Raw genomic sequence first — 20,745 nt, forward strand, 5'->3', positions numbered from 1 at the left:
TTTTTTGGAGTGATGGGCATTTCAAATGCGGACAAAGAGTTCGTGGTGAAGGTGCGATCCACTTGTTCGCACCTTCCTTAGGTGTGAAGGTGTCTGGGGAGGGATGTTCCCCGCAGCGTTGAAAGCGTCAAGATCGGCGCGGATCCAGCGATAGAAACTGCGGGGGGCAGTATCGGCAAGGGTAGCCGCGATAAGTGCGCGAGTTCGAGCTGCCACAGCCAGATTTCGATCTACGGCGAGCTGACGATCTTTGGTGCAAAGGGAAGTACGGATAGCAAAGGGCAAGCCACGGCCACGTAATGACTTAGGCAGCGGGAGACGAGTGTAGTAGGTGCCAGAGGTATTTTTACTCAGATAGATGATTGTTCCACCCAGTTGATCCAGGAAAAAAATCACGTAAGTCTATAAATGAAAAAAACCCGTTGAAATTCAACGGGTTATATTTGGCGGTGAGGGAGGGATTCGAACCCTCGATACGTTGCCGTATACACACTTTCCAGGCGTGCTCCTTCAGCCACTCGGACACCTCACCAAATTTTGGTCTGTGGTTTAACGTGTTCAGCCAACACGGTGTTCACTGCGCTGTTGCGCTGGAACGGGGCGTAATTTAGGGGAAAGGGCTGTGTGGGTCAACCTCTTTTCCCCTTATTTTTCATAATCTTTTCCGAATGCCTAACCCTTGTGCAGAATGCCGGTTTTTTAAACCGGATCAGGGCTTGTCGAGGATGATCAGACCGTCCGGCAGCTCGTTTTGATCCCGGGTGGCCGGGAAGGCGTCGGTCAGAATGGCGCTGACGCGCTCCACGCACTCCAGAAAACCCTGTTCGATCTCCTTGTTGCGCACTCGCGCCACGAAGTCATCAATGATCTCCTGCCACTGGCCATTGTCGATATGCTGGGCGATGCCGTCATCCACCAGTATTTCGACATAGTGCTCGGCGGCGGAGACGAAGATCAGCACCCCGAGCCGGTCGCGGGTGCGGTGCAGACCCTGCTCGACAAATTGCAGGCGGGCCATCAGCGCCGCCCTGTGTTGGCGAACCTTCTTCGGGATCAGCCGCATCTTGATGGGGGTCCAGTGGAACAGCAGGCTCAGCAACAGCCAGACCGACCACTGCACCAGCAGGATCTCGTACCAGCCGAGCCAGAAACCGAGCTGGAACACCAGCAGCGGGGTGAGCATGGCCAGCAGCGCCGCCCAGAGGGTGGGTATGTAGCGATAGCCATCGCTGGCTGGTGCCAGCACGGTGACCAGTTCGGCATCAGTCTCTAGCTCCGCTTCGCGCACCTTGGCCTGAAGCGTGTGGAAGAACTGTTTAGAAATCATGATTTGTCTCTTTACTCCTGTTACCAGCCACCGGAGGCTCCGCCGCCGCCAAAACTGCCGCCGCCACCGCTGAATCCGCCGCCGGAGCGACCACCAAAGGAGCCGGCACCCAATCCACCGGCCATGTAGGCCGACCGACGTCGTCCTCCCGGCCCACCGCCGCCACCTCCACGCAGGTTGTGGAGCACGATCATCGCAATCACCACCAGAATAAACAGCCAAGGGCCGCCGGATGTCTCATCCTTCTGCTGCTCGACCGGCTGATATTCCCCGGCGAGTGCCTTCATGATGCTCTGGCTGCCCGCCATGATCCCGGCCACCATATCGCCGCGCTTGAAGGCGGGCAGGATGCGGCCATGGATGATGTTGGCGGCGATGGCGTCGGGCAAGGCGCCCTCCAGCCCGTATCCCACCTCGATCCGCACCCTGCGCTCATCCTGGGCGATCAGCAACAGCACACCGTTGTTCTTGCCTTTCTGGCCGATCCCCCAGTGGCGACCGAGCTGGTAGCCATACTCCTCGATAGTCTCCCCATCGAGGCTGTCAACGGAGACCACCACCAGCTGGATACCGCTGCGTTTTTCAAAGGCGGCCAGCTGTTGGGTCAGTTGATGGGCCTGTTTGCGGGACATCAGCGCCGCCTCGTCCACCACCCGTCCGCTCAGGGCCGGAAAGTTTGGCGCGGCCTGCAGCGCTGCCGTCCAGAGCAGCAGAAGAGGGAGCAGTGCACGCAACATCATCTTCATTGGAAGCTGACCTTGGGCGCCTCATCGGCACCGGGTTTGGCACTGAAACTGGGTTTGGCCTCCAGATCCGAGTAGAGCAATTTGGACCAGATAACGCCGGGGAAGGTGCGGATCTCGGTATTGAACTGGCGCACCGCCTCGATATAGTCGCGGCGAGCAACCGAAATGCGGTTCTCGGTCCCTTCCAGCTGGGCCTGCAGGGTCAGGAACTGCTGATCCGCTTTCAGCTCGGGGTAGCGTTCTACCACCACCATCAGGCGGGAGAGGGCGCTGGAGAGCTGGTTCTGCGCCGCTTCAAACTCCTTGAGCTGGGCAGGATCGCTCACCTGCACGCTGCCGACCCGGGCGCGGGCATCGGTGACCGCCTTGAGGGTCTCCTGCTCATGGCTGGCGTAGCCCTTGACGGTCGCTACCAGATTGGGAATGAGATCGGCGCGGCGCTGATACTGGTTCTCCACCTGTCCCCAGCTCGCCTTGACCTGCTCATCCAGGGTCGGGATGTTGTTCATGCCGCAGCCGGTCAGGCCGAGCAGTAGGGTCAGGGTCAACAGGCTCTGCGTGGTTCTGCGCCAGAGTGATGTGGCCATCTTGTTGTTCTCCTTTGAAATTTCGAGTCGATAGTGCGCCATGGATGGTGCACGACCAAGAGTGCATCACCATACCAGCTTGGGGTCAGTTGCCACAACGCGCAGGTAGCTCAGGTCGCTTGTTGATACCGGAGACTTTGGGCAGCTGGGGCTTGTCCTTGAGCCAGGAGGTGAGCTCTTCTCCGCAGCCGTTGCCGGGCGGAATGGGGGCCTGGGGCTCGCAATCGTGGCTACCCACCGGGCAGCGCAGCCGAACGTGGAAGTGGCTGAAGTGGCCCACCCAGGGGCGCAGCTTGGCGACCCAGGGCTCATCACCCGCCTGCTGGCAGACCGCGGATTTGATCACCGGATTGACAAAGATGCGGGCTACCTCGGGTTTGCTGGCCGCCAGCCGCAGCAGGGTGAGCTGCTGCGTACCAAAGCGCCCCGGCAGCATCTTGTAGCGGGGCTCATCGATCAACGCCCACTCCTTGGGGGCATCCTGTTCCCACTTGCTGATGGGACGGTTAGCCATGCGAAACCAGATATCGGCATCAAGGCCAGTCTGGTGGCTGCGATGACCGGAGGTAAAGGGGCCGCCACGGGCCATCGCCAGATCGGCAATGTAGAGATCCGGCAGGCCAGCCATGCGGGTCTGGTTGGCCAGCGCCTGCAGATAGTGGATAAGGTCGGGGTGACCGTAGTAGCGCAGCCGCTTGGTGCGGATAACCTGATAACCCGGCCCTTCGAGGGGCAGGGATACGCCGTTTTTCAGGCAACCGGCGGCATAACCGCCGATGGCTTCCGCTTGCAATACGGTCGCCAGCAACAGGGACGTCAGCATTTGCGTGCTCCTTGTCTTGCTTCGAGTCGGCTCAGCAGTACGAACAGACTCAAACATATCGATAAATAGGCGATAGCCACCAGCAACCAGATCTCGTAGACCAGCCCGCTGGAGTTGGCCATCTCGGTGCCGACGAAGGTGAGCTCCTGCACCGAGATAAGGGAAACGATGGCGGTATCCTTCACCAGCGCGATGAGCTGGCCGGTGAGAGGGGGCAGCATCAGCAGCATGGCCTGCGGCAGGATCACATGGCGTAGCCGCACCCAGGGGGAGAGCCCGAGGCTCTGCGCCGCCTCCCACTGGCCACGGGGGATGGCGGCCAGCCCGGCGCGGACGATCTCGGCGACGAAGGCGGCGCTGATCATGCCAACGCAGAGGGTGCCTGAGATGAGGTTTTCCCAGCGGGCAGGTGGGCCAAACAGCGCCTCTTGCCAAGGGGAGAGCGAAACGGTGCCGAGCCAGCGGGAGAGGCCGCTCGCGGGCAGCAGCTGGTTGGCGATAAAAAAGTAGAAGATGAAGATAAAGACCAGCGGTGGCAGATTGCGGATCAGCTGGATAAACAGGGTCGCGGGCATCACCAGCCAGGGGCGGCGGCTGAAGGCGGCTACCCCCAGCGCAGTGCCGAGCAGCAGCGCCAGCACCATGCCGAGTAGGGCGATGCGCAAGGTGGTGAGCAGACCGCTGAAAAAGTAGGGTAACTCGCCGTGAGGGCCGGGGGTGAACAGCAGGTCGAAGGCTTCATGCCAGCGCCACTGATAGGCCACCCCGATGTGCAAGCGGCTGACCAGCCAGAGACCAGCCAGCAGCAGGAGCAGGGCGATCACCCCATCCAGCCAGTTGATGCGCCGGACGGTCTGTTTGAGGGCAATCAGCATCAGGGGTTGGCGACCTGCGCTTCCCACGCCAGCGACTTGAACCAGTAGTCATGGCGCGCTTTGAGCCAGCCATCGGCCTGACGGGCGGCGATCCACTCGTTGAACTGTTCAGCCAGGGCATCATCCCCCTTGCGCAGGGCAAACCCTTCACTCCCCTCTGCCAGCGGTTTGGCAAACGGCATAAAGAGGGCATCCGGGTGGCGCAGCGCTTCCTGCTCCGGTTTGGGTGAGGAGGAGAGGGCGCCGTGGGCGCGGCCGTTCAGCACCTCCTGAAACACCTGTGACTCGTCATCAAACTGGCGCAGGGTGGCCTTGGGGAAGTGCGCTTTGGCCACCTGTACCGGCGAAGCGCCACGACGTACCGCCAGGATCACTCCGCGCTGGTTGAAGTCCGCCACGGTTTTCTTCTCTTTGGCCATGGTGCTGGCGGCGGCCAGCTGCACCCCCGAGTGGGAGTAGGCCTGGGTGAAACGCACGCTCTTCTCCCGCTCGGGGGTGATGGTGAGGCCGCCGATGATGACGTCATATTTTTTCGCCAGCAGGGAGGGGATGATGCCATCCCAGGCGGTGGGGACGAACTCCACCTGCCAGCCGTTGTCGGTGGCGAGGCGACGGGCCACGTCAATCTCGAAACCGATCAGGGCGCCCTGCTTGTCGCGCATCGCCCAAGGGGCGAAGGTGGACATGCCGACCCGCAGGGTACCGCTCTGCTCGATCTGCGCCTGGGTGGATGATGGCTCTTCTGCCTGGGCAAATTGCGCAAGGGCAAACAGGGTAGTAAACAGCATGGCTGCGCCCGACAGGGCGGTTTTGAACGATAAATTCATGGTTAGCGTCCTTGTTGATCCGGATCCAGATGACGGGCCAGCGCCCGTGAACAGGCTGACAGCGTCAGGGTTAACAGCAAATAGAGGGTGGCTACGGTGAACCACACCTCAAAGGTCAGAAACGTATCGGCAACCAGAGTACGCCCTTCGTTGGTCAGATCGAAGATGGCGATCACACTCACCAGCGCCGAATGTTTGATAAGCGACACCAGTTCGTTGGTGAGCGGCGGCAAGGTGATGCGCACCAACTGCGGCAGGATCACCTTTCTCAGGGTGATGGCTCGCGACAAGCCAAGCGAGCGGGCCGCCTCCCACTGCCCTTTGGGAATGGCCTGGATTCCTGCGCGCAACACCTCGGCGGTGAAGGCCCCCTGATAGAGGGAGAGGCTCAACACGGCGCAGGCAAGGGGGGCTAATCCCAGCATGGGGCCCAGCAAGAAATAGAGAATATAGAGCTGCACCAGCTGGGGCGTGGTGCGCACCAGCGCCAGATAGGCGATGGCGAGCCAGGGGCCGAGCCGGGAGGGGAGCAGCCGCAGGCTGACCACGCACACCCCGATTGCCAGAGTGCCCAGCAGACTGAGCAGTGCCACCTGCAGGGTGACCAGCAGGCCGTTTAGCAGGGGGCCCGCATAAAAGGTTCCCTCATCCCACTCGCCGAGAAAGGGCAATATGCGATGCCATTGCCACTCATAACCCATCTGGCGAGCGCCGCTGTAGAGCGTCCAACCGAGCAACAGAGACAACACTGTGATGCCTGACAGCCAGCCGAGCAGTCGGGGGCGTTTGAGCCTAGCCATGATAGCTGAGTACCTGTTCGAGGAAAGCTTGGGTACGCGGGTGCCGGGGGGCGCTGAACAGCTGGGCGGGCGGGGCCGATTCGATGATCTTGCCTTCGTCCATAAAGAGCACCCGATCTGCCACCTGACGGGCAAAACCCATCTCGTGGGTGACGCAGATAAGGGTCATTCCCTCGTCAGCCAGCTCGCGGATCACATCGAGCACTTCGCGGATCATCTCGGGGTCGAGGGCGGAGGTGGGCTCGTCAAACAGCATCAGTTCGGGTTGCATGCAGAGGGAGCGGGCGATGGCGACCCGCTGCTGCTGGCCGCCGGAGAGCTGGTGGGGGTACTTGTCGGCCTGCGCCTGAATGCGCACCCGCTCGAGCAGTCCGAGCGCCCGGGCTTTGGCCTCCTGAGGGTGCAACCCCAGGGTATGCACCGGCGCCACCATCAGGTTTTCCAGCACCGTCATATGGGGGAAGAGGTTGAACTGCTGAAACACCATGCCGACCCGACCTTGCAGGAGGCGCAGGTAGGCGGGGGTCACCGGCTCGCCAAACAGGAACAGCTGGCCGCCGTCGATCCCCTCCAGCCCGTTGATTGTGCGGATCAGCGTCGATTTCCCCGAGCCTGACGGGCCACAGATGACCCACTTCTCTCCCCGTTCAATGGTGAGATCGATGTGATGAAGAGCCTGAAAGTCGCCATAGAATTTGTCGACGCCACAAAAGCGCACACAGGGTTGCGAGCTGGTCAAGACGCGGGTTCCACTGAGAATCATTTACGCCATGGTATTGATTTTATAGGGGGATGACAAAGAAAACTCCCTTGTCAGCATCCTGATGGCTATTCACAATGGCGCCATTTCGTGATGACAGGAGCTTTTCATGCGTATTACATCCTTGCTTGCCGATTCGCAGGTGCAGCTGTTGATGCCGCCAGCGGTTCGCTATCGCTGCGTCATTTTTCTGCTGTTGCTGGTGAGTTGGGGCGTGGTGGCAGCCTCCTTGTGGGATGGCTGGGGCGCCATGGCGCTGCTCAACTGGGTGGGCGTGGTCTTTGGTGGCATCACCGGGATCATGGTGTCGCTGCCCCGCAGCTGGCAGCCCTGGCGGCTTGCGGAGTTGGGCTGGGATGAACAGCATATCTATCTGCTCAATGGCAACAAGGATGAAGCGCTGGCGCTGCCGCGCAGTCAGCTGGTAGCGCTTGAGCGGGAGCGGCGAGTGGGCCATGACGGTCAGTGGCTCGACTTCAGCCTCGATCTGCAACTGAGTGAAGAGGAGCTGGCGGCGGCCATGGCCTTGCTGGATCTCAAGGCGGGGGAGTTGCATCTGGTGAGCCCGTCGGTCTATCGCTTCGGCTTTAAACGGGCCTGGCACGGTCGCCGGATGCTGGCGCAACGGTTGTCAGATCTGCAAGCGGCCTGAATCGACTATTTTCTCGACAATTCCCGGCAAAGCTCAGATACTGCCAGTGACTCGAATTGATCTTGTCTGCACTGTTCACCCAAGAGATCAATCACTTGACGACAGTGTGGAGAAGGCCACGGCATGAAGCCATGGCAGGTCCGGCATAGGGGTTGTGCCCTTACCGTTATGCTGGGAATTGCATAGAGAAGGCACCTTGAATCGAGAGTGGATGGCATGAAGATTTACGTAGGAAATCTGTCGTACCGGATGACGGCCGACGAACTGAAAACCCTGTTCAGCCAGTTTGGACAGGTCGACAAGGTTGATATCATCATCGACCGCGATACCGGCCAGTCAAAGGGGTTTGGTTTTATTGAAATGCCGGTCAATGGTGATGCCGAAAAGGCCATCGCCGGTCTGCATGGCACTGAAGTCGGTGGCCGTACCATCACCGTCAACCAGGCCAAACCGAAGACAGATGCTCCTCGTGGTCGCCCGCAACAGCGCCACCGCTAAGGTGCCTCGGCAATGAAAAACGGCATGGGTTTCCCCCATGCCGTTTTTGTTTCTGGACGTTTTGCTGTGATCAGGGGACGTCGTAGCCGAGCGCCGCTTTGCGGATGCGGAACCACTGCTGGCGATTGAGGGCGATGGATTCGGCAGCCACGGCGGCAGCAATCCGCTCCCGCTTGCCGGAGCCAATCAATGGCAGCGGCTGGCTTGGCAGCATCATCACCCAGGCGTAGACCACCTGCTCGATAGTCTGGGCACCGACTTCCTGGCGGATCTGCTCCAGCTCGGCACGCAGCGGGGCATAGGCGTCATCGCTGAACAGTCGGCCGCCGCCGAGACATGACCAGGCCATCGGCTTGATACCAAGCTGCTGGCACTGATCCAGGGTGCCATCAAGGGTCCCTTCCTGATGGAGCGGTGAGATCTCCAGCTGGTTGGTGACCAGCGGGAAGGGAAGGCGCGATTGCAGCAGTTCGAACTGACGAGCGGTGAAGTTGGATACCCCGGCGTGTTTGATCTTGCCCGCCTGTTTCAGGGTGATAAAGGCGTCGGCCACTTCATCGGCGTTCATCAGGGGATCCGGGCGGTGGATCAGCAGCAAGTCCAGATGGTCGGTGCCGAGTTTGCGCAGCGAGGCCTCGGCGCTGGCGATGATATGACCCTTGCCGGTGTTGTAGTGGTTGAGGGCATGCTCCGGCTTGGCGGTGAGGGCGATGCCGCATTTGCTGACGATCTCCATTCGATCGCGCAGTGAGGGCTCAAGGCGCAGGGCGTGGCCAAAGGCCTCTTCGCACTGATAGCCGCCATAGATATCGGCGTGATCGATGGTGGTGACCCCCAGATCCAGATGATATTTCATCAGACTGAGCAGGGCCGCCGGGGATAGCTGCCACTCCATCAGGCGCCAGTAACCCATGATGAGGCGAGAGAAGGTGGGGCCTTGCGGATGCAGTGCGACACGGGATACAGACATGGTTGACTCCTTGAAAAACGCGATGCGAAAACGATGTGCAATATAGATGACAGCGGGCATCTTGGCGCCATGTGGCTGGCAAAGCAATCATGGGCAGTGGCATGATTCGAACTTTGGTTCTGACCGCAGAGTAGGGAGAGTTGGATGGAAGGATTTGCCGAGCGCTTGCAGAGTCTGATCGGGGAGATGAGCGTGAGCGCCTTTGCCCGCAAGGTGGGGCTCAGTGAAGCGCTGATCCGCAAATATTTGAAGGGGGCCGAGCCTGGCCTGGTGCGGGCCAACCAGATCGCCATGGGGGCCAACTGCTCGCTGGAGTGGCTGGCAACCGGCTGCGGTTATCTCTACCGTCAGGCGGAAGTGGTGGACAGGGAGGCGCTGGCGGCGGCGCAGCAACTGCTGGGCGAGCAGCAACCCGGGGTTGGGCTGCCCGATGAGGAGGCGCTGGTCACCCTGCTCGCCTATTACCAGTTTTTGCGCACCCACAAGAAAGCGGACGGTTTTCTCGACTTAGCGCTGGCGCGGGAGTTTGGTCGCCATCTGGGGGAAGCGTGATGAGGGGCATATTACCCTTTGGTCGTGTCACGGCCGGTTGATTATTCTGATACGCTCTAAGCAAGATAACTCTCCATGGAATGGGCGATGAGCTACTTGATCCTCGGAAGCGGTGCGCTGGGCTCGGCGCTGGCAAGAGAGCTGATGGCAAGGGGGGAATCCTTCCTGCTGGCCGGGCGCACCTATCCAAAAGGGATCGAGATGGGGGCCTTCTTCCCGCTGCAAGAGGTGGACGCCATCTCGTTCGATGCCCTGTTTACCCTCTACGACACCGATCCGCTCCCCACTGTGGTGATCAACACCATCGGCGTGTTGCACGATGTCAGCTTTATGCCGGAGCGGCGGGTCGAAGAGGTGCACCCCAAGTGGCTGTGCGACAGTCTGCTGGCCAATGCCTGGCCAACGCTGGCGCTGGCTGCCCGTTTCAGCCGGTTGATGGGCAATGACCATCCGCTGTGGCTCTGCGCCATCTCCGATCTGGCGGGCTCCATCACCGCAAATCAGGAGGGGGGACGTTACAGCTACCGGATGAGCAAGGCGGCCCTCGACATGGGGGTGAAAACCCTGGCCCTCGAGTGGGCGCAACGTTTCCCGCAAGCGGGGGTGGTGGCGGTGGCGCCCGGCTTGATGGACTCCCCGATGAATACCCCCTTTCTGAGCGAGTTGCCTGCGGAGCAATTGCAGGATCCTGCCGAGGTGGCGGTGAAACTGCTCAATCTCATCAAGGGGTTATCGTTGACTCAATCGGGCCAGCTAGTGGATCTCAACGGTCAGCCGCTGCCCTGGTAAATCTCGCTAACGGCTTCGCCAGACGCCCATTCGCTTCACATTCTGCTCATGCGCCCCTTGCCAAGCGAGGGGCGCATGGCTAACGTCACTCTCCTGTTTCAGGAGGGATCTCATGCGCTATATCGATTTACGAAGTGACACCGTCACCCAGCCTACTGATGCCATGCGTCAGGCCATGCTCCACGCCGAAGTCGGTGACGATGTCTATGGTGAAGATCCGGGCGTCAACGCGCTGGAGGCCCATGGGGCCAGATTGCTGGGCAAACAGGCGGCGCTGTTTGTGCCGTCCGGCACCATGTCCAACCTGCTGGCGGTGATGAGCCACTGTCAGCGCGGTGAAGGGGCCATACTGGGATCCGCCGCTCACATATATCGTTACGAAGCGCAGGGGAGTGCCGTGCTGGGCTCCGTGGCCCTGCAACCCTTGCCGATGCAGCGTGACGGCACGCTGGCCTTCGATGATATCAAGGCGGCGCTGGCGCCTGATGATGCCCACTTCGTCCAGACTCGCCTGATCTGCCTTGAGAACACCCACAATGGCAAGGTGCTGCCGCTCTCCTATCTGCAGGAGATGGGGGCATTCGTTGCCGAACGCGGCTTGAAGCTTCATCTCGATGGTGCCCGGCTGTTTAACGCCGCCGTAGCCAGCGAGACAGCGGCCGCGGTGATCGCCGCGCCGTTTGACAGCATCTCGATCTGCCTCTCCAAGGGGCTGGGTGCACCGGTTGGCTCGCTGCTGGTGGGCAGTCACGACTTCATCGCCCGTGCGCGCCGCCTGCGCAAGATGCTGGGGGGTGGTATGCGCCAGGCCGGCATTCTGGCGCAAGCGGGCCTGTTTGCCCTCGAGCAGCATGTGGCCCGCTTGGCCGATGATCACCGTCGTGCCAAACGGTTGGCCGAAGGGCTGGCGGCACTGCCGGGTATCGAGCTCGACCTCTCGCTGGTGCAGAGCAACATGGTGTTCCTGCGGCTGAGTGAGGGGGAATCAGCCCCTCTGCTCGCTTTTATGAAGGAGCGGGGGATCCTCTTCTCCGGTTACGGCGAACTGCGGCTGGTGACTCATCTGCAGATCAACGATGACGATATCGAAGAGGTGATCGACGCCTTCACCGAGTATCTCGGGGCGCGTTGAGACGGCTTGGTGAGGTAGCCGTTATCCCGATACTTGTTGATACCGAAACAACAGAGGGCGCCGCGGCGCCCTCTGTTTTTGGGTTGTTTACAGCAGGCTTAAACCTGCCGCTGACCGCTCATCAGCATGGCCTCATCGGTGGCGTCGTAGATCATCACCGCGATATGGGTCACCTGACCGCCGAAATCGGCCAGTGGAACCAGCGTCAGGTTCTGGAACATGTGGGGGGCCGAGCCGGTAATGGGGCGATAGTTGGAGAAACGCAGCAGGTAGGGCTTCTGCTCCCAGGTGCTGAAGGCGCGGTTGTTGAGCTTGAAGACCATGTTGGCTTTGCGCTCGAACCAGGCTCTGTCCACATCGGGGAACAGCTCGAACAGTACGCCGTCGCGCACTTCACCGGCCAGTCGGCCGCTGTGGCTCTCCATAAAGCCGTTCCACACCTGAACCTTATACTCCTTGTCGAGCACCACCAGGCCTACGTCCAGGTTCTGGACTATGTTCATCAGCCAATGAAATTCACGGATTTCCATAGTCACTCCTAGAGCATGTGCATGATTTTGTTGTTCATGGTGGCGATGGAATCTTCGGTAAACAGCAGCAGCAGATCACACTGCACCGCGTAATCCTGGATCCGGTAGTTGATCTCGATGGCGAGCGTGCGGCGCCAGCGACTCTTGTTGGTGTTGATCAGCTCGTTGATGGGTCTGTGCTGGCCGAGCACCACCGGGTGGCCCTGACTGAAGGGGGTATCGAGCTGGTTGGCGTAGCCACGCAGGAAGGCGCCGATCAGCACGTTGGCGGTATCCATCAGCAGCTCCAGTTCGGCGGTGCGATCCAGCGTCCCCTGATGGTTCATCAGCTTGGCCAAATCCTTGAAGCTGGAGTCATGGAACAGGATCAGCGCTTCGCCGGCGATCCCCGCCCCGATAAAGCCCTGACAGACGGCGGAGAGGGTATCCGAATCCGCGGCCGCCGAGAGGGCCATGTGCAGCTCGGAGACTTCCAGCACGTTGACGTTGGGGATGGGCAGCACCACGAAGGCGTTGAGCAGACGGGCCAGCAAGTCGGCCGCCTGACCCATGGAGACGTTGGCCAGCTCCTGATAGACATCGCGGATTTCGGGGGTGATCTTGACGCCCGCATCGGCTATCACGCCGCTGGGCAACGGCTCGGTGGCGCTTGGCAAACCGCTCGGGGCGGCACTCCAGAAGCCGTTTTGTTTGAGCAGGGCGAGCAGAGTATCGGGGGCGGCGGGTTTCTTGATGAAATCGAGCGCCCCCAGCCCCATGACCCGCTGATAGGCTTCCGGCTGGATGTCGCCGGAGACCACGAATACCTTGCTACGCAGCCCCTCCCGCTGGAGGGTCTCCAGCACGCCGTAACCGTCCATCTCCGGCATGGTCAGATCGAGGAAGATGAGATCGCCATGACCCATCAGCACCTGTTCGATCCCTTCGAGACCATTGGCTGCGTAGTGCAAATCGACTTTCCAGTCGGCCGGGAGTGCCCGTGCCAGCTGTTTGCGGGCGAACCCGGAGTCATCACATATCAATACATTCATGGCGTTAGGCAGGCTCTGTTGGCAAGGGTTGCTATAAGTGTGGCCCGCTAACGGTCAGATGCAATGAGTGAGGGTGTCACCTTGTGAAAATTGGTTGTCCCATTGCCGGTTGCGATAGCGCGCTGAGTATTTTTCAACAAATTCAACGAACATCTTAACACGCAACGGCGCAAACTGGTGTTGGCAACACAACATGTAGAAGGGGCGATTGCCGGTTTGCCAGTCGGTCAATACCGGCACCAACTGCTCGTCATGAAGGAAGTTGTTCAGATAGTGCAAGGGGGCGTTGACGATCCCCAGATGGCGCCGGGCTGCGCGCACCGCGGCCTGGGTCTGGTTGACGGTCAGCTTGGCGCTGCGTTTGACGCAGACGCTCTGGCCATCCTTGTCGGTCAGCTGCCAATGCTGGTGCGGCCAGCAGTAGATGAGATCGTGATCTTCCAGCTGGTTGGGGTGAGACGGGGTCCCCTTCTTGGTCAGATAGAGCGGCGAGGCAAACAGGCCGTACTCGATATGACCGAGACAGATCGCATTGGGCAGGGATTGGGGCAGCTCACCGTTGAAAAAGACCAGATCCCGATCATTGTCGAACAGGTGCTGGTGATCATTGGTCTGGGTGATGTCGAACTGCACCTCGGGATAGTGTAGTCCGAATTCGGCCAGCATATCGATGAGGATGGTGTTGGAGAGCGCGATCGGCGCCGCTACCCGGATAAGCCCGGTGATATCGGCCTCTTTACCCTGGATCTCGCTGGTGGCCTGTTCGATTTGGGCTAGCGGCGTGCAGAGGCGCTCATAGTATCTGAGCCCCTCATCGGTAAGGCGGAGCTTGCGGGTAGAGCGATGTAGCAGGGAGCAACCCAGTTGCTCTTCCAGCTGGGAAATGCGTCGACTGATGGTGCCTGTTGGCATGCCCAGTGCGGCGGCAGCGTGGGAGAATCCTCCCTCTTGCACCACCTTGACGAACAGGTAGAACTCTTCGATGTGCTTCATAAACGCTGTTCTGGGTGTAACAAGGGGGCAACCATAAAAAGAGCGTTCCGGGTTGGCAAGGGTAATTCAGCGTTTAATTGATCTGGATTCGATTTCTGCTGATACCAGTTTTCGACTCTTCGTTCACACTCCTGCTACCTGCTCGCTTGCGCTCATCACTATGCGCGCGTCAACCCGTCCCGGTCAGCGACACCGTTCAAGGCGGCCAAACGCAGTGGTCACGGGGCGAATCTGAGGGTGAGGAGGGGGCAAAAGTCAGCCAGATCTGCCTCACCGAGCTGTTTCTCCTTTTTGAAGAATGTGACCAAGGTCATATATTCGGTTTTTGCATACCGACCATGGAAAAAACCATCCTGGATATATCTGTTCCTCCCGGGCGCACTATTTTTGTCCATCTTGGTGGTTTTTTGGCTGTTTACCCACCCACTTGGTTAATTAATGAAAGCTTTGTGGCAATGAATGACGACTATTTCTGTCGTTGATTTAATTGTTAATAGTTGTGTTGTTGCAGCGAATAATGAATTTGTGTTTCAAGGTCTCGAGTGGGTAGCTCTTAGTACTTGTTTTTACTGGGGAAAAAAGATAAAAATCGACAGTGTGATTTGTTCTGATTAACAGGTTGTTTGGCTGAGTCCGTTTCTGTATTTCAGGATATGCTCCCCCTGTTGCTCATGTCTGAAATAGTGTTGTCTGCTCTTGGCCATGTTAAAAAAGATGATGGCCGGGAGGTGTTCGCACCTTGCATTCTCCATCTAGCGGTTTGCTAGATCTGTTTTTAACCAGTGACCATCCCGCATGAATGACCTTGACCAGATGAATACGCTTGACGAACGGTTACTGAAGACGATGGATGTTCTGCATACCCCGATCTGGGTCTATGACATCGAGCATCATCGTATTTTCTGGGCAAACAGCGCCGCGCTCCCGGTGTGGGAGGCGACCTCACTCGACGAGCTCTGCGCTCGCGACTTTTCTGCCGATATGGCGACCGCCATCGATCTGCTGTTGCAGCGCTATCTGGGGGATTTCCAGCAGGGGCGCAGTTACAACGAGTGGTGGACCCTCTCCCCGAAGGGGGTCAAGAAGCAGATCTATCTGCGCCTCTCCGGCATTCAGCTGGCTGGTCGTCTGATGATGATGACCGAGGCGGTGCTCGACTCCGATGCCCTCTATCAGGAGTCATCTCTGGCGAGCGGCGATACCCTGGCCAGCCTGTTTGATAGCAAGGGCAATTTCGAGAGCGGTAACTACCACTTCGAGATCTGTTTCGGTCAACAGGTTGCCCGGCTCTCCCAGGTCTTCTCCGGTAATGACGACAGCTTTTACCAGAAGCTCTCCCGCCTCGATGAGGTGGTGACCGAGGGAGAGTGCCGCACCCTCAAAGGGATGCGCTGGTTCCAGTATCAGTTCCGCTATATCCAGCAGGGTGCCCGCATTCTGCTCACCATGCGCGATATCACCGACCGCAAACTCGAGGAGCTGGAGCATCGCCACCTCGCCTGGCACGACTCCCTGACTGGCCTGCTCAACCGTTATGGTTTGATGAAATCCCTCGAGGCCTATTGCGGTCTGGGTGAGCGTTTCGCGCTGGTGTTCATGGATCTGGACAACTTCAAGCTGGTCAACGACAACTACGGCCACAAGGCGGGAGATCGCCTGCTGGAGCGCGTTGCCGGTCGCCTCAAGCAGATTTGCCCGCGGGATGTGGAGCTGGCTCGCCTCGGTGGCGACGAGTTCACTGCGCTGGTGCCGCTGGGCAACCAGGGGGATCGGGCGCAAGAGGTGGCCGATCAGATGCTCTCCCAGATGACCAAACCGCTGCAACTGAGCGGGCTGCCGGAGGTGACCATTGGCGGCAGTATCGGCATTGCCATCTATCCCGATGATGCCGATGACGGGGACAACCTCATCACCCGTGCCGACATGGCGATGTATCAGGCCAAACAGATGGGGCGGCTGCGCTGGCAGCGTTTCACCCCCAGCATGCAGCAGACCCTGCAGCGCAAGCTCAACCTCAAGCAGTTTCTGGCCAAGGCCATCGGTCGTCAGGAGCTGAGTCTCTGTTACCAGCCACAGGTCGATGCCGCCAAAAAGCGCCTGATCGGTTACGAGGCGCTGTTGCGCTGGTACAACCCGGTGCTGGGCCATGTCTCGCCGGTGGAGTTTATCCCGCTGGCCGAAGAGATGGGGCTGATCCGCGAGATCGGCAGTTGGGTGCTCTCCACCGCGTTGGCCCAGATGGCAAGCTGGCAGAAGCGTTTCCAGCAGCGGGTGCCGGTTTCCGTCAACCTCTCCGGTTTCCAGCTCTCGTCGGCGCTGCCCGGGCAAGTTCGCCAGCAGCTGGAGCTGCACGGGGTGGATGCCTCCCTGTTGACACTGGAGCTGACCGAAACCGTGCTGATGCTGGATATGAAGGGGTGCCTCGGCATCCTCGATGATTTGAGCGAGCAGGGGATCAAGATTGCCATCGACGATTTCGGCACCGGCTACTCCTCGCTGGCCTACCTCAACCGCTTGCCGATCAACAATATCAAGCTGGATCGATCCTTCGTGGTCGGTCTCAACTTGCCGGTGATCCGGGCGACTGCGGCCATGGCCACCAATTTGGGGTTGGGGATTATGGCGGAAGGGGTGGAGGAGCCTCACGAGCTGGCAGCCCTGCAGACCCAGGGGTGCCATGTGTTCCAGGGGTATCTGTTCAGCAAGCCGCTGACGGTGGCGCAAGTCGAGGCGAGCGGCTTCGTGGTGGAGTGTCAGGTTGGGCGTTATCCACTACTTAATGCTGTAATGGCAGAGTAACAAGTGTGCGTTAGGCCACAATTTGGGATTTTATCCCGCCGTATTTAATCAATATTAATCATCTTTTTGCGGCCCGTCATGAGACGGATTGGCAGGAATTGTTAGCATGCGAGCTCATTTCTAGGGAAAGGAGTATCGCAATAATGAGTCATGCTGCTGTCAATGACCGTCCGGCCAGCTCTCCCAAGGGCTGGCTGAACCGTTTCCTCAATGGCGTCGAGAAAGCCGGGAACAAATTACCCGACCCCGCCATGCTGTTCCTCTACGCCTTGCTGATCGTCTGGGTCGGCTCCTGGGTGCTGTCACAATTCCAGTTTGATCTGGTCAATCCCCGCACCGGGGAGGCCGTGGTGGTCAACAACCTGCTGACCGGCGCCGGTCTGGCCGGGTTTCTCTCCACCATGGTGACTACCTTCACCGGCTTTGCACCTCTTGGTATTGTGCTGGTGGCCATGCTGGGGGTCGGGGTGGCCGAGCAGTCCGGTTTTATCAATACCGGTCTGAAAAAATTGCTGAAAGTGACGCCTGCCCGTTTTCTCACCCCCATGCTGATCCTGGTGGCGATCGTCAGCCATACCGCCGCAGATGCGGGTTATGTGCTGGTGATCCCCATTGGCGGCATCATCTTCCACGCGGCCGGGCGCCATCCGCTGGCGGGGATCGCCGCCGCCTTTGCCGGCGTCTCCGGCGGTTTTGCCGCCAACTTCCTGCCCTCCGGCGGGGATGCGTTGCTGCAGGGCTTTACCCAGTCCGCCGCCCAGATCCTCGACCCCGAGTACATGGTCAACACCCTGTGCAACATCATCTTTACCGGTGCCTCTTCGCTGCTGATCATCTGCGTCGGCTGGTTTATTACCGAGAAGGTTGTGGAGCCGCGCCTCAAGCATGTCGCGCTCAACGAGGATCTGGAGAGTGCCGACGAGATGGGGCGCTACAGCGCGCAAGAGAGCCGGGCCTTCAACTGGGCCGGGTTTGCCATGCTGGCAGCCATCGTGCTGTTGGCGCTGGCGCTCTCCCCGAGCGATTCGCCGCTGCGTGCCGCCGATGGTTCCCTGACCACCTTCGCCGCGCCGGTGATGAAGTCCATCGTACCGCTCATCTTCCTGCTCTTTATCCTGCCCGGGATTGTCTACGGCTTTGTCGCAGGCAGCTTCAAGAGTGGCAAGGATGTGATCGACGCCATGTCGGCCACCATGAACAAGATGGGCTCCTACATGGTGATGGCCTTCTTCTGCGCGCTCTTTATCAAGGCGTTTGGCGACTCCAATCTGGGCACCCTGCTGGCGCTCTCCGGCGCCGAAGTGCTCCATGCGCTGGCGCTGCCCGGTGAGGTGACCATCGTCGGGATGATCCTGCTCACCGCCAGCGTCAATCTGGTGGTGGGGTCGGCCTCGGCCAAGTGGGCGCTGATCAGCCCGATCCTGGTGCCCATGCTGATGGCGGTGGGGATCTCCCCCGAGCTGACCCAGGCGGCCTACCGGGTCGGGGATTCTGCCTCCAACATCATCACCCCGCTGATGGTCTTCTTCCCGCTGGTGGTGGTCTATTGCCAGCAGTATGTGAAGAGCACCGGGATCGGTACTCTGGTCTCCATGATGCTGCCGTATTCGCTGGCCTTCCTGGTGAGCTGGACCATCTTCCTGCTGCTTTACTGGGCGCTCGGCTTCCCGCTCGGGTTGCAAGCCCCTTACGTCTATCCGGCCCCTTAAGCCGGGTGTGCGAGGGAGCCTTGGGCTCCCTCGTTTTTTTCGTTATGGTGTTACCTCATTTTGGAGGTGCCATGAATCAGACCATCGATCTTATCCTTTCCCATCGCTCTATTCGTCAGTTCACAGTCGAGCCGATCGCCCCGCAGCAGCTGGATGCCATTCTCGCCGCCGCCCAGTCAGCCTCGACCTCGAGCTTCTTGCAGGTGACCAGCATTGTGCGAGTCAGCGAGCCCGAGGCGCGTCAGCAGCTGGCCGTGCTGGCGGGCAATCAGCCTTATGTGGTGCAGGCAGCCGAGTTTCTGGTGTTCTGCGCCGATTACCATCGTCACAGCCAGATCGTGCCTGAGGCCCATACCGGTTATGCGGAGCAGCTGCTGATCGGTGCCATCGACGGCGCCCTGATGGCGCAAAATGCCCTGCTGGCGGCGCAGTCGCTGGGGCTGGGCGGGGTCTATATCGGCGGCATTCGCAACCATCCGGCCGAGGTGAGCGAGCTGCTCGGCTTGCCCCATCAGGTGATCCCGCTGTTTGGACTATGCCTTGGCCATCCTGCCCAGCAGCCGGAGCAGAAACCCCGTCTGCCCAGGGGGTTGGTGGTGCATCAGGAGCGCTACCGGCACGAGCTGGATCGCGACCTACTGGCTCAATACGATCAGCAGATCGCGGACTACTATCAGGCCCGCAGCAGCAACAACAAGCAGCAGACCTGGAGTGGCCAGATCCGCGCCATTCTGGGCAAGGAGTCCCGTCCTTTCATGCTGGGCTTCCTGCAATCACGGGGCTTTAACCTCAAGTAATGGCGCTGATGGGCGATACTATGGGGAGATGACCACCATGGTCATCATCCCCTGATCCTGCAATCTCTCCCTGAGACCGGGGGCACAGCTTGGCGACAAATCGTGGGCAAGGGGGGATCTGCAGGCTACCTTAAGTGGGTAAGCTGTTGTAGGATCACGCAATTGGATAGGAACAGGGGTTTGGACATCCTATGATTTTAACTTTGGTATTGCTGTCTATCGGCGCACTCCTGTTTTTGGTTATCGCCTATAACGTGGTGCAGCAATATAAGCAGAAGGCAGAAGCGGAAAAGCGTCACGCCATTGCCAGACACAAGACGGTGGCCGACGAGACCGAAGAGGTGCTGCTGAACGTCAATCTGGTGCCTTTCTCCAAGAACATGGTGTTGCTGTTGCAGCACCGGATCCTCGATGCCTATCGCGCCATCGTGCAGGTGATGCCCAACAACCAGATCAAACAGCGCATCGCCGATGTGCAGATCCAGATCAAGAACGTGCAGGAAAATTACAGCAGTCAGGATGAAGGGCACTTCAAAACGCCGGAGTCCGACCGTCAGGCGATCCAGATGTTGCAGCTGGTCAAGAAGCTGCGGGCGGTGCTGCGTGTCGAGCACAACAAGGGCAAGATTGACCCGCAGGGGTTCGCCCAGGAAGAGCGCCGCCTCGAGCTGATGCAGCTCAAGATCAATATCTCCAATCTGGTCAAGCGGGCGATGGATGCTCGCATTCAGGGCCAATATGGCACTTGCCGCCAGCTCTATACCAAGGGCCTGTCGGCGATGGCGAGCGTGGCTGACAAGGATCCCTATCTGCTGGCCCGTGAAGAGGATATGCGTCAGGGGCTCAAGGAGCTGGAAGAGCTGCAACAGCAGAACAGCGCGCAGGATCTGCAAAACATCAAGGACAAGGAAGCCGACGAGCTCGATGTCCTGTTTCAACCCAAGAAGAAATGGTAAGCATGTCTCATCCACTCGATTCCACACTGGGGCCCATGGCCCCATTTGTTTCTCAGCTGTTGGCCGAACTGGCCGCCACTGGCATCAATATTCCCCAGCCAACGGTCGATCACCTCTGTTATCGGGCGGCCACCTTGCCGGAGTATCGCGCGCGATGCGCTGTGCTGGCAGAGGCGGGCACCTTGCTGGTGGAGGGGATGATCGGCGGTCGTCCCATCGCCACTTATCAGTTGCATCAGCCGCTGCTGGTCGGTGAGGTGCAGGTACCCTGTATCGAACTGGCGGCGCCGAAACCGGGTCGTGTCCATCAGGCCGGACTGGAGCATATCGAACTGGTGGTCGCCTCACTGCAGGAGCTGGTGGCTCGCTATCCCGGGCTGCCGTGCAAAACCGGCAACATGCAAGATACCCGCAACCCCGATATTGGCCTGATGTTGCCCTCCGGTCAGATCAAGTTTCACCTGCGCCCGCTGGCAGAGGTGATCGCCGAAGAGGTGGCGACCGGCTCTGTGGTGGCGGTGCCTGCGGATTATTTCGAGCAGGAGTGATCCTGCGCACAATGCCGAGCGAGCCTGACAGGTTCGTAAATAGC

Annotated in this window: 23 protein-coding genes and 1 tRNA gene; 11 read left to right on the forward strand and 13 right to left on the reverse strand. The window is 59.6% G+C overall.

The window, feature by feature from the left end; all coding sequences use genetic code 11:
- Positions 1-444 precede the first annotated feature (444 nt).
- The 9 genes from BSP75_RS08025 to BSP75_RS08065 form a co-directional block, all read right to left on the reverse strand.
- Positions 445-532, reverse strand: a tRNA-Ser gene (locus tag BSP75_RS08025).
- A 177-nt stretch (positions 533-709) separates the two neighbouring features.
- Positions 710-1,327, reverse strand: a complete 618-nt coding sequence (locus tag BSP75_RS08030) for a TPM domain-containing protein (RefSeq protein WP_075112842.1) — start codon at positions 1,325-1,327, stop codon at positions 710-712.
- A 20-nt stretch (positions 1,328-1,347) separates the two neighbouring features.
- Positions 1,348-2,073, reverse strand: coding sequence for a TPM domain-containing protein (locus tag BSP75_RS08035; protein WP_075112843.1), 726 nt, complete (start codon positions 2,071-2,073; stop codon positions 1,348-1,350).
- Positions 2,070-2,660 (reverse strand): LemA family protein, encoded by a 591-nt coding sequence (locus BSP75_RS08040; RefSeq protein WP_075112844.1) that lies wholly within the window; start codon positions 2,658-2,660, stop codon positions 2,070-2,072. The genes BSP75_RS08035 and BSP75_RS08040 overlap by 4 nt, the downstream gene beginning before the upstream one ends.
- An 85-nt stretch (positions 2,661-2,745) precedes the next feature.
- Positions 2,746-3,483: a penicillin-insensitive murein endopeptidase gene (mepA, locus tag BSP75_RS08045; RefSeq protein ID WP_075112845.1), complete on the reverse strand. Its 738-nt coding sequence runs from the start codon at positions 3,481-3,483 to the stop codon at positions 2,746-2,748.
- Complete coding sequence (locus tag BSP75_RS08050) at positions 3,477-4,358, reverse strand: amino acid ABC transporter permease (protein WP_075112846.1); 882 nt, start codon at positions 4,356-4,358, stop codon at positions 3,477-3,479. The genes mepA and BSP75_RS08050 overlap by 7 nt, the downstream gene beginning before the upstream one ends.
- Positions 4,358-5,185, reverse strand: a complete 828-nt coding sequence (locus BSP75_RS08055; protein WP_075112847.1) for a transporter substrate-binding domain-containing protein — start codon at positions 5,183-5,185, stop codon at positions 4,358-4,360. The genes BSP75_RS08050 and BSP75_RS08055 overlap by 1 nt, the downstream gene beginning before the upstream one ends.
- Before the next feature lie 2 nt (positions 5,186-5,187).
- The gene (locus BSP75_RS08060) at positions 5,188-5,985 is read right to left on the reverse strand and encodes an amino acid ABC transporter permease (protein WP_075112848.1); all 798 of its coding nucleotides are present in this window, start codon (positions 5,983-5,985) and stop codon (positions 5,188-5,190) included.
- Positions 5,978-6,748 (reverse strand): amino acid ABC transporter ATP-binding protein, encoded by a 771-nt coding sequence (locus tag BSP75_RS08065; protein WP_075112849.1) that lies wholly within the window; start codon positions 6,746-6,748, stop codon positions 5,978-5,980. Before BSP75_RS08065 ends, BSP75_RS08060 begins: the two co-directional genes overlap by 8 nt.
- 106 nt (positions 6,749-6,854) lie before the next feature.
- Between BSP75_RS08065 and BSP75_RS08070 the strand changes: the two genes are divergently transcribed.
- Together BSP75_RS08070 and BSP75_RS08075 are read left to right on the forward strand one after the other, a co-directional pair.
- The gene (locus BSP75_RS08070; RefSeq protein WP_075112850.1) at positions 6,855-7,397 is read left to right on the forward strand and encodes a hypothetical protein; all 543 of its coding nucleotides are present in this window, start codon (positions 6,855-6,857) and stop codon (positions 7,395-7,397) included.
- Positions 7,398-7,613: 216 nt separating this feature from the next.
- Positions 7,614-7,895: an RNA-binding protein gene (locus BSP75_RS08075; protein WP_005337180.1), complete on the forward strand. Its 282-nt coding sequence runs from the start codon at positions 7,614-7,616 to the stop codon at positions 7,893-7,895.
- A 70-nt stretch (positions 7,896-7,965) separates the two neighbouring features.
- Here the strand turns inward: BSP75_RS08075 and BSP75_RS08080 are convergent, their stop codons facing one another.
- Positions 7,966-8,865 (reverse strand): aldo/keto reductase family oxidoreductase, encoded by a 900-nt coding sequence (locus BSP75_RS08080; RefSeq protein WP_075112851.1) that lies wholly within the window; start codon positions 8,863-8,865, stop codon positions 7,966-7,968.
- Between the two features lie 144 nt (positions 8,866-9,009).
- Between BSP75_RS08080 and BSP75_RS08085 the strand changes: the two genes are divergently transcribed.
- From BSP75_RS08085 to ltaE, 3 genes are all read left to right on the forward strand, one after another.
- Positions 9,010-9,417, forward strand: coding sequence for a transcriptional regulator (locus BSP75_RS08085; protein WP_075112852.1), 408 nt, complete (start codon positions 9,010-9,012; stop codon positions 9,415-9,417).
- An 87-nt stretch (positions 9,418-9,504) separates the two neighbouring features.
- The gene (locus BSP75_RS08090; RefSeq protein WP_075112853.1) at positions 9,505-10,206 is read left to right on the forward strand and encodes an SDR family oxidoreductase; all 702 of its coding nucleotides are present in this window, start codon (positions 9,505-9,507) and stop codon (positions 10,204-10,206) included.
- A gap of 112 nt (positions 10,207-10,318) precedes the next feature.
- Positions 10,319-11,338, forward strand: a complete 1,020-nt coding sequence (ltaE, locus tag BSP75_RS08095) for a low-specificity L-threonine aldolase (RefSeq protein ID WP_075112854.1) — start codon at positions 10,319-10,321, stop codon at positions 11,336-11,338.
- Positions 11,339-11,436: 98 nt separating this feature from the next.
- Here the strand turns inward: ltaE and BSP75_RS08100 are convergent, their stop codons facing one another.
- Genes BSP75_RS08100 through BSP75_RS08110 form a run of 3 tightly spaced genes read right to left on the reverse strand, consistent with a single transcriptional unit; the run spans position 11,437 to position 13,892 of the window.
- Entirely contained in the window at positions 11,437-11,868 is a 432-nt protein-coding gene (locus BSP75_RS08100) for a PAS domain-containing protein (protein ID WP_075112855.1), read from the reverse strand.
- An 8-nt stretch (positions 11,869-11,876) separates the two neighbouring features.
- A complete protein-coding gene (locus BSP75_RS08105) occupies positions 11,877-12,899 on the reverse strand; it encodes a response regulator (RefSeq protein ID WP_075112856.1) in 1,023 nt (340 codons plus the stop codon).
- A gap of 54 nt (positions 12,900-12,953) precedes the next feature.
- Positions 12,954-13,892 carry a LysR family transcriptional regulator gene (locus tag BSP75_RS08110; RefSeq protein WP_075112857.1) on the reverse strand — a complete coding sequence of 313 codons (939 nt, stop codon included), beginning with the start codon at positions 13,890-13,892 and terminating at the stop codon, positions 12,954-12,956.
- Positions 13,893-13,969: 77 nt separating this feature from the next.
- On the opposite strand from BSP75_RS08110, the gene BSP75_RS21515 reads away from it, so the two are divergent.
- The 6 genes from BSP75_RS21515 (at position 13,970) to BSP75_RS08135 (ending at position 20,701) form a co-directional block, all read left to right on the forward strand.
- Entirely contained in the window at positions 13,970-14,374 is a 405-nt protein-coding gene (locus BSP75_RS21515; protein WP_148140658.1) for a hypothetical protein, read from the forward strand.
- Between the two features lie 364 nt (positions 14,375-14,738).
- A complete protein-coding gene (locus BSP75_RS08115; RefSeq protein WP_075112858.1) occupies positions 14,739-16,691 on the forward strand; it encodes an EAL domain-containing protein in 1,953 nt (650 codons plus the stop codon).
- 143 nt (positions 16,692-16,834) lie between these two features.
- Positions 16,835-18,400: an AbgT family transporter gene (locus tag BSP75_RS08120; RefSeq protein WP_075112859.1), complete on the forward strand. Its 1,566-nt coding sequence runs from the start codon at positions 16,835-16,837 to the stop codon at positions 18,398-18,400.
- 71 nt (positions 18,401-18,471) lie between these two features.
- Positions 18,472-19,197, forward strand: a complete 726-nt coding sequence (gene nfsA, locus BSP75_RS08125) for an oxygen-insensitive NADPH nitroreductase (RefSeq protein WP_075112860.1) — start codon at positions 18,472-18,474, stop codon at positions 19,195-19,197.
- 191 nt (positions 19,198-19,388) lie between these two features.
- Entirely contained in the window at positions 19,389-20,153 is a 765-nt protein-coding gene (locus BSP75_RS08130; protein ID WP_058051754.1) for a hypothetical protein, read from the forward strand.
- Entirely contained in the window at positions 20,147-20,701 is a 555-nt protein-coding gene (locus tag BSP75_RS08135) for a VOC family protein (RefSeq protein ID WP_075112861.1), read from the forward strand. The genes BSP75_RS08130 and BSP75_RS08135 overlap by 7 nt, the downstream gene beginning before the upstream one ends.
- Positions 20,702-20,745 lie beyond the last annotated feature (44 nt).

The sequence above is a fragment of the Aeromonas sp. YN13HZO-058 genome, from assembly GCF_001921245.1.
Classification (GTDB): Bacteria; Pseudomonadota; Gammaproteobacteria; order Enterobacterales; family Aeromonadaceae; genus Aeromonas; species Aeromonas allosaccharophila.

Excerpts from the sequence above, each read along its gene's own strand:
- BSP75_RS08030 (WP_075112842.1), bottom strand. The coding sequence starts at position 1,327 with ATGATTTCTAAACAGTTCTTCCACACGCTTCAGGCCAAGGTGCGCGAA.
- BSP75_RS08035 (WP_075112843.1), bottom strand. The coding sequence starts at position 2,073 with ATGAAGATGATGTTGCGTGCACTGCTCCCTCTTCTGCTGCTCTGGACG.
- BSP75_RS08040 (WP_075112844.1), bottom strand. The coding sequence starts at position 2,660 with ATGGCCACATCACTCTGGCGCAGAACCACGCAGAGCCTGTTGACCCTG.
- mepA (WP_075112845.1), bottom strand. The coding sequence starts at position 3,483 with ATGCTGACGTCCCTGTTGCTGGCGACCGTATTGCAAGCGGAAGCCATC.
- BSP75_RS08050 (WP_075112846.1), bottom strand. The coding sequence starts at position 4,358 with ATGCTGATTGCCCTCAAACAGACCGTCCGGCGCATCAACTGGCTGGAT.
- BSP75_RS08055 (WP_075112847.1), bottom strand. The coding sequence starts at position 5,185 with ATGAATTTATCGTTCAAAACCGCCCTGTCGGGCGCAGCCATGCTGTTT.
- BSP75_RS08060 (WP_075112848.1), bottom strand. The coding sequence starts at position 5,985 with ATGGCTAGGCTCAAACGCCCCCGACTGCTCGGCTGGCTGTCAGGCATC.
- BSP75_RS08065 (WP_075112849.1), bottom strand. The coding sequence starts at position 6,748 with ATGATTCTCAGTGGAACCCGCGTCTTGACCAGCTCGCAACCCTGTGTG.
- BSP75_RS08070 (WP_075112850.1), top strand. The coding sequence starts at position 6,855 with ATGCGTATTACATCCTTGCTTGCCGATTCGCAGGTGCAGCTGTTGATG.
- BSP75_RS08075 (WP_005337180.1), top strand. The coding sequence starts at position 7,614 with ATGAAGATTTACGTAGGAAATCTGTCGTACCGGATGACGGCCGACGAA.
- BSP75_RS08080 (WP_075112851.1), bottom strand. The coding sequence starts at position 8,865 with ATGTCTGTATCCCGTGTCGCACTGCATCCGCAAGGCCCCACCTTCTCT.
- BSP75_RS08085 (WP_075112852.1), top strand. The coding sequence starts at position 9,010 with ATGGAAGGATTTGCCGAGCGCTTGCAGAGTCTGATCGGGGAGATGAGC.
- BSP75_RS08090 (WP_075112853.1), top strand. The coding sequence starts at position 9,505 with ATGAGCTACTTGATCCTCGGAAGCGGTGCGCTGGGCTCGGCGCTGGCA.
- ltaE (WP_075112854.1), top strand. The coding sequence starts at position 10,319 with ATGCGCTATATCGATTTACGAAGTGACACCGTCACCCAGCCTACTGAT.
- BSP75_RS08100 (WP_075112855.1), bottom strand. The coding sequence starts at position 11,868 with ATGGAAATCCGTGAATTTCATTGGCTGATGAACATAGTCCAGAACCTG.
- BSP75_RS08105 (WP_075112856.1), bottom strand. The coding sequence starts at position 12,899 with ATGAATGTATTGATATGTGATGACTCCGGGTTCGCCCGCAAACAGCTG.
- BSP75_RS08110 (WP_075112857.1), bottom strand. The coding sequence starts at position 13,892 with ATGAAGCACATCGAAGAGTTCTACCTGTTCGTCAAGGTGGTGCAAGAG.
- BSP75_RS08115 (WP_075112858.1), top strand. The coding sequence starts at position 14,739 with ATGGATGTTCTGCATACCCCGATCTGGGTCTATGACATCGAGCATCAT.
- BSP75_RS08120 (WP_075112859.1), top strand. The coding sequence starts at position 16,835 with ATGAGTCATGCTGCTGTCAATGACCGTCCGGCCAGCTCTCCCAAGGGC.
- nfsA (WP_075112860.1), top strand. The coding sequence starts at position 18,472 with ATGAATCAGACCATCGATCTTATCCTTTCCCATCGCTCTATTCGTCAG.
- BSP75_RS08130 (WP_058051754.1), top strand. The coding sequence starts at position 19,389 with ATGATTTTAACTTTGGTATTGCTGTCTATCGGCGCACTCCTGTTTTTG.
- BSP75_RS08135 (WP_075112861.1), top strand. The coding sequence starts at position 20,147 with ATGGTAAGCATGTCTCATCCACTCGATTCCACACTGGGGCCCATGGCC.